Source organism: Pseudonocardia sp. CA-142604, assembly GCF_050948475.1.
In the GTDB taxonomy this organism is placed as follows: domain Bacteria; phylum Actinomycetota; class Actinomycetes; order Mycobacteriales; family Pseudonocardiaceae; genus Pseudonocardia; species Pseudonocardia alaniniphila.
In genome coordinates, this window is sequence record NZ_CP192045.1 from 7,893,293 (window position 1) to 7,906,986 (window position 13,694).

The following is a 13,694-nucleotide window of genomic DNA, read 5'->3' on the forward strand; positions in this document are numbered from 1 at the left end:
TTGCGAGTGAATCATCGATACAGCGCCTTCGCGCAGCGCCGACCGAGCGCAGCGAGGGCGAGCGATGAGCGGGTCCTCGACGGCGCACAGGGTCCGGCGCACGCAAGCGCAGATGGCTGACGGGCGCGAGCTGTTCTACTTCGACGACACCGAGCCGTACGTCAGCGGTGGCGCGAGCCGGGTGGTGCCCGACACGCGTGATCTCCCGACGGTGCAGCACGGGTCGATCATGCGGTTCGACGTGCTCACCGGCGAGTGGGTGACTATCGCGGCGCACCGGATGGACCGCACCTTCCTGCCTCCGGCGGAGCACTGCCCGCTCGACCCGACGCGGCCCGGACGCGAGCCGACAGAAGTGCCCGCGTCCGACTACGACGTGGTGGTGTTCGAGAACCGGTTCCCCTCGTTCGCACAGGACATCGCGGTCGACGTCGCGCCGGAGGTCGACGGCAACCCATTGTGGCCGCAGCGCCCGGCCGTGGGGCGGTGCGAGGTCGTGCTGTTCACGAGCGACCACAACTCGTCCTTCTCTGCGCTGCCCGTCGAGCGGGTGCGCACCGTGATCGAGGCCTGGGCCGACCGCACCGCCGAGCTCTCCGCGATGCCGGGGATCGACGAGGTCTTCCCCTTCGAGAACCGCGGCAAGGAGATCGGGGTCACCCTCGAGCACCCGCACGGGCAGATCTACGCCTACCCGTTCGTCACCCCGCGCACCGCTCAGTTGCTCGCGCGTTCCGCGGAGCACCGCCAGCGCACCGGGCGCGACCTCATGGGCGATGTGCTCGACAGCGAGCGCAAAGCCGGCACGCGGATCGTCCTGGAGGGCCGGCACTTCACGGCGTTCGTGCCCGCGGCGGCGCGCTGGCCCGTCGAGGCGCACCTCGTACCGCACCGGGCCGTTCCCGACTTCGCTGCCCTCGACGACGCGGAGCGCGACGAGCTCGCCGTGCTCTACCGGGACCTGCTGCAGCGGTTCAGCCGGTACTTCGGCGAGCTGCCGCCCTACATCGCGGGGTGGCACCAGGCTCCCGTCCACACCGGACGTGACCTCACCCGGCTGCACCTGCGGCTGTTCTCGCTGCGCCGGGCGCCGGGCAAGCTCAAGTACCTCGCCGGGTCCGAATCGGGCGCGGGCGCCTGGATCAACGACGCCGCACCGGAGCGGATCGCCCAGCGGCTACGCGAAGTGGGCACGACATGACGGGCTTCCGTGAACTCTTCGGCCGCGAGGCCGACGGCCGGTGGGCCGCGCCGGGCCGCGTCAACCTGATCGGCGAGCACGTCGACTACGCGCAGGGGCTCTGCCTCCCGTTCGCGATCGCCGAGCGCACGGTCGTGGAGGTCGCGGCCCGCGACGACGACCGCGTCCGGCTGCACAGCCTCGCGGAGCAGGACTCCTGGAGCGGCACGCTCGACGAGATCGCCCCCCGCTCCCCCGACGGCTGGGCCGGATACGCCGCAGGGGTTCTGTGGGCGCTGCGGCAGGCCGGGCACAAGATCGGCGGGATCGACCTGCTGGTCACCGACACGGTCCCACTCGGGGCCGGACTGTCCTCGTCGGCGGCCCTGGAGTGCTCCACCGCCCTGGCCGTCGACGAGCTGTTCGGACTCGGGCTGGGCGACACCCCGTCCGGTCGTCGTGCCCTGGCGGCGGCCTGTATCAGCGCGGAGAACGACGTGGTCGGCGCGGCCACCGGCGGGATGGACCAGGCCACGTCGCTGCTGGGCGTCGCAGGCCACGCGCTCCTGCTCGACATGCGCGACGGAACGGATCGGGCGGTCCCGTTCGCCCCTGCGGACGACGGGCTCGTCCTCATGGTGATCGACACCCGGGTGCGGCACCGGCTCGCCGACGGGCAGTACGGGATGCGCCGTGCCGCCGTCGAGAAGGCGGCGGCGGCGCTCGGCAGGCCCAGCCTCCGCGATGCCACGCTCGCCGAGGTCACGACGCTGGATCCTGACCTCGTCCCGCGGGCGCGCCACATCGTCACGGAGATCGCGCGGGTCCGTGAGACGGTCGAACTTCTCGACGCGGGCCGGCTGCCCGAGATCGGCCCGCTGCTGGACGCGTCGCATGCGTCGCTCGCGCACGACTACGAGGTGTCCTGCGACGAGCTCGACCTGGCCTGCTCCGCCGCGCGGCGAGCGGGGGCGCTCGGCGCGCGGATGACCGGCGGCGGGTTCGGCGGCTCGGCGATCGCGCTGGTTCCCGTCGAGCAGGAGGACGCCGTGGCGTCGGAGGTCCGGGCGGCGTTCGCGGAGGCTCGCTACCGGGAGCCGGAGATCCGCGAGGCTCAGCCGTCGGCGGGGGCGGAACGGGTGAGATGATCGCCGCGAGATCTGGGTTCGGGCCCTCGCGAGGGCCGATCGCCGGATCTCGTAACGATCATTCGCCTAGTCGCGGTCCTGGCGAGGGAGCAGTGGGCCCAGCGGGCCCAGGTCGATGTTGAGATCCTCGGCCCGCAGCCCGAAGTGCTCCCGCAGTTCGGTCATCGCCTCCTCGAGGCGCATCAACCCGAGCCCGAGCCGCTCGACCGTCTCGTCCGGGAGATCGCCCATCTCGACCCGGCGGATCGCCTGGCGCTCCATCAGCTGGCGCACCAGCTCCACGATCGTGAGGACGAGCCTGCCGAGGTCACGGCCCACGGCGTCAGGGTCGAGCGGCAGGCGCGCCGGGAGCTCCGCCACACCGTTCACCTCCATGTCAGGGTTCGCGTTCCATCAGGGTCTCGACGGAGCTGATCAGGGCGCGGAGCGAGACATGCACCAGGTCGACGTCGGCCAGGGAGATGGTGATGTCCCCGGTGATCACGACACCGCCGGTGAGGAGCCGGTCGAGCAGGTCGACCAGCGCCACATCACGGTCAGGCACCACGCTCACGGCCCCTCCTCCAGGGTGGCGAAGGAGTACGGCGCCCACGGCCCGGTGAGCTCCAGCCGCAGGCTCTCCCCCTGCTGCCGCTCGACCAGCCCACGCAGCACCTCGGCACCGGCTTCGTCCACGAGGTAGGCGACGTTCAGAACCATCTCTTCCCGACGGCCGGACAGGCGCGGGTCCTGCGGCTGGTAGCGGCGGCTCGCCACGGCGACGGCCGACACCGCCCGGTGCACCGCCTCGGCAGCTTCCGCGGCGTCCTGCAGTCCCCTGGCCGCGCGGTCGCGCTCGGCGCGCCGGCGCATCAGGTAGGCCGTGCCGGGCTTGGACTCCTCGGTCGCCTGCGGCGACGTGTCCGCCTCCGCACGGACGGCGAAGCCTTTGACCCCCCACTCGGCACGCCCCCGGATGCGGTCGAGCGCGGCGGTGAACTCCGAGGCACGCTCGTCCAGGAGCCTGCGGACGTTCTCGTCGTCGAGGTAGACGGTGGCCAGCCGGACGGGCGCGACCGGACCCGACCGGGCCACCGCGGTGACCACGGCGTTGTGGGCACGCGCGATCCGCTCCAACCACTGCAGGTCCTCCAGGCTGCGCCTGAGCGCCTCCTCGCTGAACCGCGTGGGGTCGACGGAGCTGACCACGGCCGCGAGGTCGCCGGAGACGATCCGGCGCACCGGCACTCCGTCCACCCCGGCGAGCACGTGCTCGTCGGCCGGTTCTTCCGCCGGGGCGTCGGTGACGGCGTAGAGGTACACGACGGAGTCAGCCATCGCGACGGCTCCGTCGCTCGGTCGTCCGTTCCGGTCTGCGCGCGGACCTTCTCGCACGTGGCCGCGGTTCGGCAGGCTCTTCCTCTTCCTCTTCCTCTTCCTCTTCGTCGTCGTCCAGAGCCGCCTCGAGCGTTCGCTCCGAGGTGCGCGAGCCGGCGTCGAGCTCGGCCGCGTTGCTTGCCTCCAGCTCTTCGATACGTGCTTTGAGCAGCCGGTTCTCCTCGGCGAGATCATTTCGGCCTGCGCCGGAGCTCAACGTGGGGTCGTGCTCCCACCAGTCGATGCCGATCTCCCTCGCCTTGTCGACAGACGCCACGAGGAGCCGGATCTTGATCGTCAACAGCTCGATGTCGAGCAGGTTCACCCGGATGTCGCCGGCGATCACGATCCCCTTGTCGAGGACCCGTTCGAGGATGTCGGCCAGGTTGGTCGAGTCCTGCCGGGGTTCGGGGGGACGCGCACGGCTGCTGGGCAGGGGTAGTCCACCCGAAGTCATCGGCTCTCCTTGTCCAGTTGACCACGCGAGTACCGGCGGGTGCGGTTGTACGAGAGCAAGTCACCGCTGCCGTCGAGACGCACCTGGTAGATCGCGAGGATGTCGGTGGTGTCCGGGATCCGGTGGCTCTCCACGACCTCGACGTCGACGTACCAGTCACCGTCCCTGCGCTCGATCGCGACCACGTTCTCCAGGTCTCGCCCGGTGAACTCCACGACGTTCTTGGTTGCCAGCCGGGCCGCCACCGAAGCCGGGATGGGCTTCTCGTCCCGTTCCTCGTGCCCGTTGCGCTCGGCGGCGGGTCGTGCCCGTCGTCGAGGAGCGGGCTCTCGACGCGGCCGCGGGCGGCGCTCCTGCTCGTCCTCGGGCTCGTCCGCTAGCTCATCCTCGGGCTCGTCTTCTAGCTCGTCATCTGTCTCGTCGTCCTCCAGCTCGTCGTCCTCTTCTTCGGGTGCATGACGGCGACGCACCTTCTCCCGGGCAGCGGACGACAAGCGTTGCTCCTGCCGCCCGCTGCGCGCTCGGCGCATCCGGCGCGGCGCAGCCTGCTCATCGTCGGTCACTTCGGCTCCATCCCTCGCGGGGCCATGACGTGTCGGTCGGACATCGTGACATCCATCCGGCTGTGCGGCACCCGGACAGCGGATCGGGGACGGATCCAGCTGATCTGTGCCCTACTGCGGGCGGTGCATCAGCCGCTGCAGCAGGTCGTTCTCGAGCTCGTCGCACTCCTCCTCGGACAGTTCACCGGTGCGACGGGCTTCGTCGACCCGCTCCATCTCCGCGCGGATGCGGACCGGGTCGTAGTACTGCTCCTCCGCATGCTCCTGGATCTGCTCGGCCAGCCACAGGACCCCCTTGAGAGGTATCAGCGGCAGGCCGAGCAGACCAGTTACAAGTCCCACAAGATCACTCAGCCGGCACGAAGTCGTACGGCGCCTGCGGCCCGAGCAGCCGCAGTTTGATCCGGCCATCGAGCTCCTGGCCCACGTTCTCCAGCGCGTCGTCGAACTCGGGCACGCGATCGCGCTGCACCAGGAAGGCCGCGTTGACCACGTCCTCGGGCGCCCCCGGCTGGTTTTCCACGATCGACACGGCGAACTGTTCGAGACGGTCCAGAATTTGCGCGCCGTCCTGCTCGCGCTGCTGCTCGAGCACCTTGACCACCAGCTCACCCAGCCGGACCCGGTCGTAGTAGGAAGCGTCCTCGGGCAGCTCGCTGATCTTGTCCTGCAGGGCCCGGATCTCGGAGTTGCCCTGCAGCACCTCGCCCAGCACCGAGTCCTCGACGTATCGGCCCTTGAGGGTGTACTGCACCCGGCCTTCGAACTCGTCGAGGACCGTCAGGAAATGCTCTTCGTTCGGCGCGAGAAGCTCCTCGACGACGGCATCCTCCGCGGTGACCGCTGGGAACCGCATCGGGACGACGGCATCGTTGGCCGCCACGGTGTCGACCACTGCCTCGTGCGCGAGCAGGTCGTTGCGGGTGCCGAGTGGACGGTCGAGCGGGATGTCGCTCACGATCGCGGCGATGTCACCGTGCTCGACCACCGACACCCGACCGGACGGGCCGAGTCCCGGAAGGTCGTCGGGGATCTGTGTACCGACTCGGATCAGCCCGTAGACGTACACGGGGACGACCTGCTCCTCCGCGCCCTCGACCGGCTCGTCGCTCACCAGATCGCTCATCGCTGGTCCTCGCTGCGCTCGGCCGACGCTTCGCGACGGCGCTGTAACACTGATTCGCTCGCAAGCTCGCTCATCGCTCGCCCTCGCTGCACTCGGCCGACGCTTCGCGACGGCGCTGTAACACTGACTCGCTCGCAAGCTCGCTCATGCGTCACGCTCCCGCTGCCGAGGGCGCCGGCGTGGCGCCTCCTCTCGATCCTCACGCCCTCCGCTCATCAGCTCCCCGATCTTGTCGACGGCCCCGTCGAGCGCACCGGACGTCTTTCCCTTGGCACCGCCCTCGGTGATGCTCTGCGCGAGCTCTCCCAGGTCCTTCGGCTTGGCGCCCTTGCTGTACAGGTCGGCGCGGTTCGTCGCCTCCGCGAATCGCAGGAATGTGTCCACGCTCGCCACGACGACCCGGGCGTCGATGGTCAGGATCTCGATCCCGACCAGGGAGACGCGCACGAACACGTCGATGACCAGGCCCTTGTCGAGAATCAGTGCGACGACGTCCGCGAGTCCGCTTCCGCCGGCGCCACCGCCCCGTTCGACGACACCACCGCCGCCGCCGCCCCTCTGTGCTGCCACTGTCATGGGTTACCGCCCCCGTCGCGATCGGGAAGCCGTGACCGGCTCCCTTGTCTCGTCGACCCGGTCGCCCGAGTCCTCGTCCTCGTCCTCGTATTCGTCTTCGAGGTCCTCGTCGCCCTCTTCGCCCTCGTCGCCCTCGTCTTCGTATTCGTCCTCCTCCTCGTACGGCTCTTCGTCCTCGTCGTAGGGCTCCTCCTCGGCCGCCTCCTCAGTGCCTTCTTCCTCTTCTTCTTCCTCGCCTTCGGGCAGCTGCTCCTCGGCGGCCTCCTCGCCGGTGTCCTCCTCGGCGCCTTCCTCGGGCTGCTCGGCGCTCTCCTCCTCTTCGAGGGCCTCCTCGTGGGTCTTGACGACCTCGCTGTCCCGGATCTCGCCGCGCCAGCCCTCGACGTCTTCCTGGTGGATCAGGACGTGGCTCATGGCGTGCCGGCGGAAATGCTGGAACTCCAGCCGGGCCCGGCGGCCCTGAGCGCGCCAGATGTTGCCGGTGCGCTCGAACAGGCCCTGCGGGTAGTACTCCAGGATCAGCGCCACGTGGGTCAGGTTGGGACCGATGCTGGTGAAGCTGACCCCGCCGTCGACATGGCCCTTCGCACCCTTCGAGCGCCACACGATGTGGGAGTCGGGCACCTGCTCGACGATCGTCGCCTCCCACGTGCGGTGGGACAGGAAGACCTGCGCCTTCCAGTTCAGCTTCTCGTCGGACGCCTGCTCCACGCTCTCGACCTTCTTCATGAAGGTCGGGAAGTCGGCGAACTGGGTCCACAGGTCGTAGCACGTGCGCAAGGGCAGACTGATGTCCTGACTCTCGCTGATGACGGTGACCTTCAGCTTCTTCTTGCCGCCCGAATTTCCACCGCCGCCGCCGAAGGCGTTTTTCATCTTGTCCTTGAGGGCGCCGAACCCTCGCTTCAACAGCCCGGGGCGCTTTTCGCCGTCGTCATCGTCGTCATCGTCGCGCTCCCGGCCGGTGAGCGCGGTCCGCAGACCCTGCCCGCCGTTGTCGGCCACGCCGGTCAGGCGCTCGGACAAGCCGGAGACGCGGTCGGTCGCCGCCTCGGCCGCGCGCTGGACGAGCAGGCCCAGCAGGCGCTGGCCGGCGTCTCTCAGCGCGTCGGTCGGCAGGGCTTCCGTGAGGTTGGTCTTGTCCTTCGCATCAGCCATCGCCATCGCTCCGCGGGGTACGAGGTGTCCGGCTGCTCTTGCGGCCGGCTGCGGCCTTGCCGGCGGCACGGGTGGCGCCCGACGCGGAACCAGCGGTCCGCTTGAGGGTTGCCGTCGCGCCGGCGGCGGTCTTGCCGCCGCGGGCGGGTGCCGCCTTGCCCGTGCGGGCCCGCGGCCGCGCCCGGCGTGGCGGTAGTGCCTCTTCCTCGTCCTCGTCCTCTGCCTGCGAGGCCTCGTCATCGACGTCGGCGCGCTCGGCTTCCTCGTCGTCGTGCTCGTCCTCGGGCTCCGCGCGTCGCTTGCGACTCGGGACGCCGACGTCGCCGAGGGACTCCACACGCTTGCCGACCCGGTCGGTGAGCGACTCCACCTGCCGGGCGGCCACTGCCAACGCGGCACCCTTGCCCGCTTCCAGCAGCCGGCCCCGTACCTCGTCGGTGAGCCGTGCCAGCTCAGGGGAGCTGTTCAAAAGCTTCGTACCGGTTCGCAGCAGTTCCCCAGGACCCCCTGCCCGCCGCCCAGCGGCCATTCCGCCGAGCATGAGGGCGAGTTTCATCTTCTTGGTCCGTCCGAGGAAGTAGCCGCCCGCAACACCGAGGGCTACTCGGGCTCCACACTTCACTGGATCTCCTCTGTCCGTGGTCGCGGTTGTCGGGTGCTCGACGCCTGTGCGAATGGCGCGGAGCCACACCAACTCGCCGAGACCATTTCTGCGCAATTCGCGCCCCCGACCACCGCCACAGCGACTACCCCGAGGGAAGATCGCACACACGCCCGTCTGGCCTATTCGGAAGAATCACCCGGAAATTAAGCCGTTCGGCGTAGGCGACACCGCCGAGGGATGGCACCCTGCTGGCGCAACCCGTTGTCGTCGACCGCATTACCGTCATGTCGACAATGGACGGACCGAGCAACCACGCTGCCCGCGGTCGCCGGTGCGAGCTCCGCTGACGACGCTCGCCCACCTGCGTGCCGCCTGGATCGACCGGATCACGCCACAGCCCTGGCGTCGCAGAGCGCGGCCCGAACCGGGCGTCGGCCTGAGTGCCACCGGACGCTCGGCACTCTTGCCGGACGGAGCATCGGTGCGCCCGCCGGACGCAGTCGCCACTGCGCCGGCGGCCGAAGGTCACGATGGGGCCGTCCGGAGCCATGCTGGGGCCACCGCGTTTCGCCGTCAGTTCTGTCCCTGGCTGCCGGCTCGCACGGCCGCCCAGATGGCGAAGACGATCAGCGCGAGCAGAAGCAGCACGACGGTGACCGGGAGCAGCAGCAACGCGAGCACCAGCACGATGATGACCAAGGCCTTGACCCCGGGGCTCAGCGCTGCGAACGCACCCCGAATCGCACCCCAGATCGGGCTGCGGCCCTGAAGTTTGGCCCGGAGGCCGCCGAACAGTGCACTGACCGGGACCCCGCCCCGGGCCGCGATCTCGTCGAAACTCGTGGCCAAGGTCTCCACCTTGTCCAGCGCGATTCCGAGCGCCCGGTCGAGCAACGTGGCGAGCAGCCGGCGGAGGCTGACCTTCAGTTCCTCCAGCGCTTCCTCGGTGGGGTTGGCAGTGATACCGGCGGAAGCCGCCGGCGCGGCCCGCCTCAACGTCTCGACCATCAGCCCCGCCCCCTCCTCGGCCACTTCCCCGCACACGCAGAACTGCGTGACGCATGCTGCGACCGCTTCCGCCGCATACCCGTCCACCGATGCTTCTACCCGGCCCGGATGCGACTCGCGGTGCAGACCGTGGCGGACCGCGTATCAACCTCGGCCCTCGCGCTACCGCTGATCCGACTATTTCCTGGCGGTTTCCCACTCGATTAACTCGCGACGTTTCCGCACTGAAGAGGGCTCCTGCACCGGCAGTGATCACCGAAGTGGACACTGGCTGACGTGTACATTCCCACCCACTTCGCCGCTGACGACACCACTGTGCGGGAACTGCTGTCCCGGGGGCAGGCGGCCGACCTGATCACGGTGACGGAGCAGGGCATGCTGGCCACGTTCCTGCCTCTCGTCTTCGATCCCGACGAGGGCGAGCACGGTGTCCTGCGCGGTCACGTGGCCCGCAACAACGACCAGTGGCGGCAGCGGCCGATCGGCGAGGCATTGGTGATCGTGCACGGTCCGGACGCCTACATCACGCCGAGCTGGTACGCGTCCAAGGCCGAGCACGGCCGCGTCGTACCGACGTGGAACTACCTCACCGCCCACGTCTACGGGGAGCTGCGGACGCACGACGACCCCGGATGGCTCGACGCGCACGTCCGCGGGCTGACGGCGCTGCAGGAGTCCGCCGAGCAGCCGCCGTGGTCGGTCGACGACGCGCCTGCGGCGTTCGTGGCCGGGCAGCTGCGCGCGATCGTCGGCGTCGAGGTGGTGATCAACCGCGTGGAGGCGAAGGTGAAGATGAGCCAGAACCGCCCGCCCGCCGATGTCGACGGCGTGGTGGCCGGGCTCCGGGCCCGCGGCGACGCCGACACCGCCGCCGCGGTGCAGAATGCCCGCCGCCCCGCCTGAAGGCGGCGGGGCAGGCAGGGGTCAGACCAGCGGTTCTCCGGCGTGCTCGATCTGGGTGCGGATGCTGAACCCCGGCTTCAGCATCATCGTCACCTCCGTACGCTCCATCGCGTCGGCGAGGCGGTGGGCCTCGTCGGATTCGAGCCGGAACCCGAGCTGCACCCGCCGGTAGAACAGAGTGGGCGGCCCCGCGTCCAGCGTGACGATCACCGTGATGTCGCCCGGATCGCCGTCGCGCTCCAGATGGGTGCGCACGGTCATGGCGCTGCACGCGGCGAGCGACGCCGCGAGCAGTTCCAACGGGGTGGGGCCTTCGCCGGGACCGTCGTCGGCGTGGTCGGACACCACCTCGTGCGGGCCGAGCCGTACCTCGACGGCCCGCCGTTCCGTTGCCGCCAGCCGCGCGTCCGCCGATGCGAGGGGTATCTGCATGGTCATCGCGGCACTCAGGGCTGCTCGGTGATCGGAAGGCGCACCCGGAAACGCGTGTCTCCCGGCTGCGACTCGACCGCGAGGTCACCGTGGTGGCGCGTGACGATCACCCGGTAGCTGACGTCCAGGCCGAGCCCGGTGCCCCGGCCCACGGGCTTCGTGGTGAAGAACGGCTCGAAGATCCGCTTCCGGACCTCGGGCGGGATACCCGGGCCCGTGTCACCGATCTCGACGAGCACGCACTCCTCCACCTTCGAGGTGCGCACCGTCAGCGTGCCGGACCCGTCCATGGCATCGATCGCGTTGTCGATGATGTTGGTCCAGACCTGGTTGAGCTCGGCGGGATAGGCCGGGATCAGCGGCAGCGAGCGGTCGTAGTCCTTGACGATCTCGATCCCCTTCGCCTCCCCCAGCTTGCGCCCGAACATCACCAGGGTGGCGTCGAGGCCCTCGTGCACGTCGATGAAGCGGTGCGGAGCCCGGTCCATCTGCGAGTACTGCTTCGCCGCGAGCACGAGGTTGGAGATCCGCGTGGTGGCGTCGAGGATCTCGCGCAGCAGGCTCTCGGTCTCCACGGTGTAGGCGAGCCAGCGGATCGCGCCCTCGAGTGTGGTCTCGTTGGTGGCCGTGTACACGGCGTCCATGTCCTCGACGCCCAGGCCACCCGCGACGAAGACCGGTGCCAGGTCCCAGCTGCCGTCGATGCCGTGGTCGTCGAGCCAGTCGCCCAGCTCGTCCTCGCGGTCGGAGGCCTCGATCGCGGAGAGCGAAGGTGCGTTGCGGACCTTCTTGACGAACTCGTCCTGGGCCATCACCAGCTTCTTCAGCTGATCGCCCGCGATCTTGCCGTCGGCGATCATCGCGAGCTTCGCGCGCATCCCGGCGACCTTGTCGCGCAGCGTGTCGGCGGCCCGGCTGGCGGCGGCCGCCGGGTTGTTGAGCTCGTGGGTGAGGCCGGCCGACAGCTTGCCCAGTGCGAGCAACCGCTCCCGCTCCGCCACCAGGGCGTTGCCGCGGCGGAGGCCGAGGAGCATGCCCTCGAGCAGGTGCACCGCCATCGGGAACCACCGGGCGAACACGGTGGCGAACTCCGAGGCCGGCAGGGCGAGCGCGGTGCAGTCGGTGAGCGCGCGCACCGTCATCGCGTAGTCGCGGGCCGTCTCGTCCTGGAGGTAGAACTGGACGGCTCCGAAGTAGACACCGCGCTGGTCGGTGCGCCCGGTCTCCACCTTCTCGCCCTGGATCACCCGGCTCATCGCGATGGTGCCCGACAGCAGCACGTGGAAGCAGTCCGCCGGGTCGCCCTCGACGACGACGTCCTCGCCCGCGGGCACGGTGATGACATCGGCGTTCTCGGCGACCCACGCGAGCTGCTCGTCGTCGAGGTCGGTGAACAGGAAGAGGCTGCGCAGTTCCTCCGACGTCAGGTGGGCCCCCGCCCGCCCCTCCAGGGTGCTCACTGGTCCGCCAGGAAACGGTGGACGAGCGTGACGGCCATGGCTCCCTCGCCGACCGCGGACGCGACACGCTTCACCGAGTCGGCCCGGACGTCGCCCGCCACGAACACGCCCGGCACGCTCGACTCCAGGTGGTACGGATCGCGGTCCAGCGGCCAGCCTGGCGGCCGTTGCCCGTCGACGACGAGGTCGGGGCCGGTGCGGACGAATCCGCGCTTGTCGCGCTCCACCACGCCGTCCAGCCACTCCGTGCGCGGCGCTGCACCGATGAAGACGAACATCGACGCCGCCTTCACCGAGTCGATGTCTCCGGTCTCCCGGTCGCAGATGGTCAGGGACTGCAGGTGACCGTCACCATTCGCCTCCACGACCTCCGACCGGGTGCGGACCGAGACGTTGTCGATCGCCTCCAGTTGTTTGATCAGGTACGTCGACATTGACGCCTCCAGGTTCGGTCCGCGTACCAGCAGCGTGACGGTGGCGGCGTGCTTGGAGAAGAACACCGCAGCCTGACCGGCGGAGTTGGCACCGCCGACGATATAGACGTCCTCGCCACGGCAGCCGGGCGCTTCGGTGGCCGCGGAGCCGTAGAACACGCCTCGGCCGGTGAGCTCCTTGACCCCCGGTGCGTTCAGGCTCCGGTAGGAGACGCCGGTGGCCAGCACCACGGCGTGCGCCGCGATCTCGCTGCCGTCACCGAACCGCACGACGCGGGCCGAGCCGCGCACTTCCAGCGCGACGACGTCGCGGGCCGTGAGCACCTCGGCTCCGAACTTCGCGGCCTGCCGACGGGCCCGGTCGGTGAGCTGGGCGCCGGAGACGCCGTCGGGGAATCCGAGGTAGTTCTCGATCCGCGAGCTCTGCCCGGCCTGACCACCGGTGGCCTGGCGCTCCACCAGCACCGTGCGCAGACCCTCCGACGCGCCGTAGACGGCCGAGCCGAGCCCGGCCGGGCCACCGCCGATCACGATGAGGTCGTAGAAGTCCGACACCGGGTCGGTGGTGAGACCGCACGCCGAGGCGATCTCGGCGTCGGACGGGGAACGCAGCGCCGTGCCGTCGGTGGTGATCACCAGCGGCACGTCCTCGGGCGAGGCGCCGGCGGCCTCGAGCAGGCGGGCGCCCTCCGGATCGTCGATCGAGTAGTAGAGGTAGGGCACCGAGTTGCGGGCCAGGAAGTCGCGGGCCGCGAAGCACTCGGCCGACCACCGGTGCCCGACGACGCGAACCTCCTCCACGGGCCGCACGCCCACGGCGCGCCACGTCTCCACGAGCGCGTCGATCACCGGGTAGAGCTTCTCCTCCGGTGGGTCCCACGGCTTGAGCAGGTAGTGGTCGACGTCGACCAGGTTGATCGCCTGGATGGCGGCGTCGGTGTCGGCGTAGGCGGTGAGCAGTGCTCGCCGTGCGTGCGGCGCGACGTCCATCGCCTGTTCGAGGAACTCGATGCCGTTCATCTCGGGCATCCGATAGTCGGCGAGGATCGCGGCCACCGGTTCGCCGCGCAGCGTCAGCTCCCGCAGGGCCTCCAGCGCCTCCGACCCGGACTCGGCGCGCACCACGCGGTAGTCCTGGCCGTAGCGGCGCCGCAGATCACGCGCAACGGAGCGGCTCACGCCGGGGTCGTCGTCCACGGTCATGAGGACGGGTTTGGTCATTCGGGGGCTCCTGCCGAAATTGCCGTTCCGTCGATAATGCCCACGCGACGGTGCGTGGTGCTGCCGGC

Annotated in this window: 17 protein-coding genes; 3 read left to right on the plus strand and 14 right to left on the minus strand. The window is 70.0% G+C overall.

The genetic code is table 11. The features are described from left to right. Nucleotides 1-112 precede the first annotated feature (112 nt). Nucleotides 113-1,201, plus strand: a complete 1,089-nt coding sequence (gene galT / locus ACQPZQ_RS35645) for a galactose-1-phosphate uridylyltransferase (RefSeq protein ID WP_433288292.1) — start codon at nucleotides 113-115, stop codon at nucleotides 1,199-1,201. Further along, on the plus strand, nucleotides 1,198-2,328 hold the full coding sequence (gene galK, locus ACQPZQ_RS35650; RefSeq protein ID WP_433288294.1) for a galactokinase: 1,131 nt from the start codon (nucleotides 1,198-1,200) through the stop codon (nucleotides 2,326-2,328). Before galT ends, galK begins: the two co-directional genes overlap by 4 nt. A 66-nt stretch (nucleotides 2,329-2,394) precedes the next feature. On the opposite strand, the gene ACQPZQ_RS35655 is transcribed toward galK, so the two are convergent. The 11 genes from ACQPZQ_RS35655 to ACQPZQ_RS35705 all read right to left on the minus strand — a co-directional run bounded on the left by ACQPZQ_RS35655 (nucleotide 2,395) and on the right by ACQPZQ_RS35705 (nucleotide 9,263). Continuing rightward, nucleotides 2,395-2,688 carry a gas vesicle protein K gene (locus tag ACQPZQ_RS35655; RefSeq protein WP_433288296.1) on the minus strand — a complete coding sequence of 98 codons (294 nt, stop codon included), beginning with the start codon at nucleotides 2,686-2,688 and terminating at the stop codon, nucleotides 2,395-2,397. A gap of 16 nt (nucleotides 2,689-2,704) precedes the next feature. After that, a complete protein-coding gene (locus tag ACQPZQ_RS35660; protein WP_379660468.1) occupies nucleotides 2,705-2,920 on the minus strand; it encodes a gas vesicle protein in 216 nt (71 codons plus the stop codon). Further along, nucleotides 2,878-3,645, minus strand: a complete 768-nt coding sequence (locus ACQPZQ_RS35665) for a GvpL/GvpF family gas vesicle protein (protein ID WP_433288298.1) — start codon at nucleotides 3,643-3,645, stop codon at nucleotides 2,878-2,880. The genes ACQPZQ_RS35660 and ACQPZQ_RS35665 overlap by 43 nt, the downstream gene beginning before the upstream one ends. Further along, nucleotides 3,638-4,141: a gas vesicle protein gene (locus ACQPZQ_RS35670; protein ID WP_433288300.1), complete on the minus strand. Its 504-nt coding sequence runs from the start codon at nucleotides 4,139-4,141 to the stop codon at nucleotides 3,638-3,640. Before ACQPZQ_RS35670 ends, ACQPZQ_RS35665 begins: the two co-directional genes overlap by 8 nt. Next, complete coding sequence (locus ACQPZQ_RS35675; RefSeq protein ID WP_433288302.1) at nucleotides 4,138-4,704, minus strand: gas vesicle protein; 567 nt, start codon at nucleotides 4,702-4,704, stop codon at nucleotides 4,138-4,140. Before ACQPZQ_RS35675 ends, ACQPZQ_RS35670 begins: the two co-directional genes overlap by 4 nt. Nucleotides 4,705-4,815: 111 nt before the next feature. After that, entirely contained in the window at nucleotides 4,816-5,046 is a 231-nt protein-coding gene (locus tag ACQPZQ_RS35680; RefSeq protein ID WP_433288304.1) for a gas vesicle protein GvpG, read from the minus strand. Between the two features lie 4 nt (nucleotides 5,047-5,050). Beyond that, nucleotides 5,051-5,830, minus strand: coding sequence for a GvpL/GvpF family gas vesicle protein (locus ACQPZQ_RS35685; RefSeq protein ID WP_433288306.1), 780 nt, complete (start codon nucleotides 5,828-5,830; stop codon nucleotides 5,051-5,053). Between the two features lie 144 nt (nucleotides 5,831-5,974). Continuing rightward, nucleotides 5,975-6,406, minus strand: a complete 432-nt coding sequence (gene gvpJ / locus ACQPZQ_RS35690; protein ID WP_433288308.1) for a gas vesicle protein GvpJ — start codon at nucleotides 6,404-6,406, stop codon at nucleotides 5,975-5,977. Nucleotides 6,407-6,409: 3 nt separating this feature from the next. Continuing rightward, nucleotides 6,410-7,564: an SRPBCC family protein gene (locus ACQPZQ_RS35695; RefSeq protein WP_433288310.1), complete on the minus strand. Its 1,155-nt coding sequence runs from the start codon at nucleotides 7,562-7,564 to the stop codon at nucleotides 6,410-6,412. Beyond that, the gene (locus tag ACQPZQ_RS35700; protein WP_433288312.1) at nucleotides 7,557-8,186 is read right to left on the minus strand and encodes a hypothetical protein; all 630 of its coding nucleotides are present in this window, start codon (nucleotides 8,184-8,186) and stop codon (nucleotides 7,557-7,559) included. Before ACQPZQ_RS35700 ends, ACQPZQ_RS35695 begins: the two co-directional genes overlap by 8 nt. 555 nt (nucleotides 8,187-8,741) lie before the next feature. Next, entirely contained in the window at nucleotides 8,742-9,263 is a 522-nt protein-coding gene (locus ACQPZQ_RS35705) for a hypothetical protein (RefSeq protein WP_433288314.1), read from the minus strand. 189 nt (nucleotides 9,264-9,452) lie between these two features. Between ACQPZQ_RS35705 and ACQPZQ_RS35710 the strand changes: the two genes are divergently transcribed. After that, nucleotides 9,453-10,079, plus strand: coding sequence for an FMN-binding negative transcriptional regulator (locus ACQPZQ_RS35710; RefSeq protein WP_433288316.1), 627 nt, complete (start codon nucleotides 9,453-9,455; stop codon nucleotides 10,077-10,079). 21 nt (nucleotides 10,080-10,100) lie between these two features. Here the strand turns inward: ACQPZQ_RS35710 and ACQPZQ_RS35715 are convergent, their stop codons facing one another. From ACQPZQ_RS35715 to ACQPZQ_RS35725, 3 genes are read right to left on the minus strand one after another with little or no spacing between them, the layout of a single operon-like run. After that, nucleotides 10,101-10,511: an OsmC family protein gene (locus tag ACQPZQ_RS35715; RefSeq protein ID WP_433288318.1), complete on the minus strand. Its 411-nt coding sequence runs from the start codon at nucleotides 10,509-10,511 to the stop codon at nucleotides 10,101-10,103. 14 nt (nucleotides 10,512-10,525) lie between these two features. Further along, nucleotides 10,526-11,971 (minus strand): ATP-binding protein, encoded by a 1,446-nt coding sequence (locus ACQPZQ_RS35720; RefSeq protein ID WP_433288320.1) that lies wholly within the window; start codon nucleotides 11,969-11,971, stop codon nucleotides 10,526-10,528. Continuing rightward, the gene (locus ACQPZQ_RS35725) at nucleotides 11,968-13,626 is read right to left on the minus strand and encodes an FAD-dependent oxidoreductase (RefSeq protein WP_433288322.1); all 1,659 of its coding nucleotides are present in this window, start codon (nucleotides 13,624-13,626) and stop codon (nucleotides 11,968-11,970) included. Before ACQPZQ_RS35725 ends, ACQPZQ_RS35720 begins: the two co-directional genes overlap by 4 nt. Between the last annotated feature and the right edge of the window lie 68 nt (nucleotides 13,627-13,694).

What these genes read in the sequence shown, in the direction of transcription:
- galT (WP_433288292.1), top strand. Translation starts at nt 113, where the DNA reads ATGGCTGACGGGCGCGAGCTGTTCTACTTCGACGACACCGAGCCGTAC.
- galK (WP_433288294.1), top strand. Translation starts at nt 1,198, where the DNA reads ATGACGGGCTTCCGTGAACTCTTCGGCCGCGAGGCCGACGGCCGGTGG.
- ACQPZQ_RS35665 (WP_433288298.1), bottom strand. Translation starts at nt 3,645, where the DNA reads ATGGCTGACTCCGTCGTGTACCTCTACGCCGTCACCGACGCCCCGGCG.
- ACQPZQ_RS35670 (WP_433288300.1), bottom strand. Translation starts at nt 4,141, where the DNA reads ATGACTTCGGGTGGACTACCCCTGCCCAGCAGCCGTGCGCGTCCCCCC.
- ACQPZQ_RS35685 (WP_433288306.1), bottom strand. Translation starts at nt 5,830, where the DNA reads ATGAGCGATCTGGTGAGCGACGAGCCGGTCGAGGGCGCGGAGGAGCAG.
- gvpJ (WP_433288308.1), bottom strand. Translation starts at nt 6,406, where the DNA reads ATGACAGTGGCAGCACAGAGGGGCGGCGGCGGCGGTGGTGTCGTCGAA.
- ACQPZQ_RS35695 (WP_433288310.1), bottom strand. Translation starts at nt 7,564, where the DNA reads ATGGCTGATGCGAAGGACAAGACCAACCTCACGGAAGCCCTGCCGACC.
- ACQPZQ_RS35715 (WP_433288318.1), bottom strand. Translation starts at nt 10,511, where the DNA reads ATGCAGATACCCCTCGCATCGGCGGACGCGCGGCTGGCGGCAACGGAA.
- ACQPZQ_RS35725 (WP_433288322.1), bottom strand. Translation starts at nt 13,626, where the DNA reads ATGACCAAACCCGTCCTCATGACCGTGGACGACGACCCCGGCGTGAGC.